The sequence below is a fragment of the bacterium genome, from assembly GCA_024742285.1.
Lineage (GTDB): Bacteria > Myxococcota_A > UBA9160 > UBA9160 > UBA4427 > UBA4427.
In genome coordinates, this window is the sequence record JANSYR010000041.1 from 1 (window position 1) to 1,816 (window position 1,816).

Annotated in this window: 1 protein-coding gene; it reads left to right on the forward strand. The window is 64.9% G+C overall.

The window, feature by feature from the left end; all coding sequences use genetic code 11:
• Nucleotides 1-1,816 (forward strand): preprotein translocase subunit SecA (gene secA, locus NXI30_29000; GenBank protein MCR9098279.1); only part of this gene is annotated, 1,816 nt, incomplete at both ends.

Consider the following 1,816-nt stretch of genomic DNA (forward strand, 5'->3'; position numbering starts at 1 on the left):
GCTGAACCAGATGAGCCAGCGCGGCCACAACTTCGCGATCGTGGACGAGGTCGACTCGATCCTGATCGACGAGGCGCGGACGCCGCTCATCATTTCGGGGCCCAGCCAGGACCGCAGCGAGCTCTACGTCAAGATCGACACGATCATCCCCGAGCTGACGCCCGAGCATTACGAACTCGACGAGAAGACCCGCAACGTCACCTATACCGACGAGGGCAACGAGTTCCTGGAGCGGCGCCTGCGCGCGGCGGGTCTCCTGCCCGAGGATCAGTCGCTCTACGATCCCGAATCGACCACCGTCGTGCACCACGTGAACCAGGGCCTGCGCGCCCATGTCCTGTTCCAGAAGGACAAGGACTACATCGTACGCGATGGTCAGGTGGTGCTGATCGACGAGTTCACGGGGCGGATGATGGTGGGCCGGCGTCTGTCGGACGGCCTGCACCAGGCCATCGAGGCGAAGGAGAACTGCAACATCCAGCCCGAAAACGTGACGCTCGCCTCCGTGACCTTCCAAAACTACTTCCGGCTTTACGACAAGCTCGCCGGGATGACCGGCACCGCCTCGACGGAGGCGGAGGAATTCCAGTCGATCTACGGGCTCGGCGTGGTCGAGGTGCCGACGAACCGGCCCATCGCGCGGCAGGACGAGGACGATCAGGTCTACCGGACGACGAAGGAAAAGTACGACGGCATCATCAAGGCGATCCGCGAAGCCCATGCAAAGGGTCAGCCGATCCTCGTCGGCACCACCTCGATCGAGAAGTCCGAGGCGCTGAGCCAGCTACTGCAGAGCGCGGAAATCCCGCACAACGTGCTGAACGCGCGCCAGCACGAGCAGGAGGCGCAGATCATCGCCGAGGCCGGCAAGCCGGGTGCGGTGACCATCGCGACCAACATGGCCGGCCGCGGCACGGACATCCAGCTCGGCGGGAACGTGGAACTGAAGGTTCTGGAGGCGCTCGTCGCCGATCCCGAGGCCGATCCCGACGAGACGCGAAAGCGGATCGAGGCCGAGCACGAGGAAGACAAGAAGAAGGTGCTCGCCGCCGGTGGGCTCTACGTGCTCGCCACCGAGCGTCACGAGAGCCGGCGCATCGACAATCAGCTCCGCGGCCGGTCCGGCCGCCAGGGCGACCCGGGCCGGTCGTCCTTCTTTCTGAGCCTCGAGGACGACCTGATGCGCATCTTCGGGTCCGAACGGCTCGAAAAGGTGCGGTCGGGCCTCGGCATGAAGGAAGGCGAGGCGATCGTGCACCCCTGGGTGAACAAGAGCCTCGAGCGCGCGCAGGGCAAGGTCGAGGCGCGCAACTTCGACATCCGCAAGCAGCTCCTGAAGTTCGACGACGTGATGAACGACCAGCGCAAGGTGATCTTCGCCCAGCGCCGCGAGATCATGGAGGCCGAGGACGTCGGCGAGATCACCCGCGACATGCGCTATCAGCAGATCGAGGACATGGTCACCGAGCGCATGCCGCCCAACTCCTACGCCGACCAGTGGGAGACCGAGGCGCTCTATGCCGACGTCATCAAGCACCTCGGCATCGACGTGCCCGTCATCGCCAAGGCGCAGGAGGACGGCGTCGACGAGGAGGCGATGCGCGAGTGGCTCGAGGCCGAGAGCGACAAGATGATGGCGGAGAAGGCAGCGGCCTTCGGTCCAGAGACCATGCGCAACATCGAGAAACAGGTGCTGCTGCAGACCATCGACCAGAAGTGGCGCGACCACCTGCTGACGCTGGAGCACCTGCGCTCCGTCGTGGGTTTCCGCGGCTATGCCCAGCGTGATCCGTTGAACGAGTACAAGGGAGAAGCC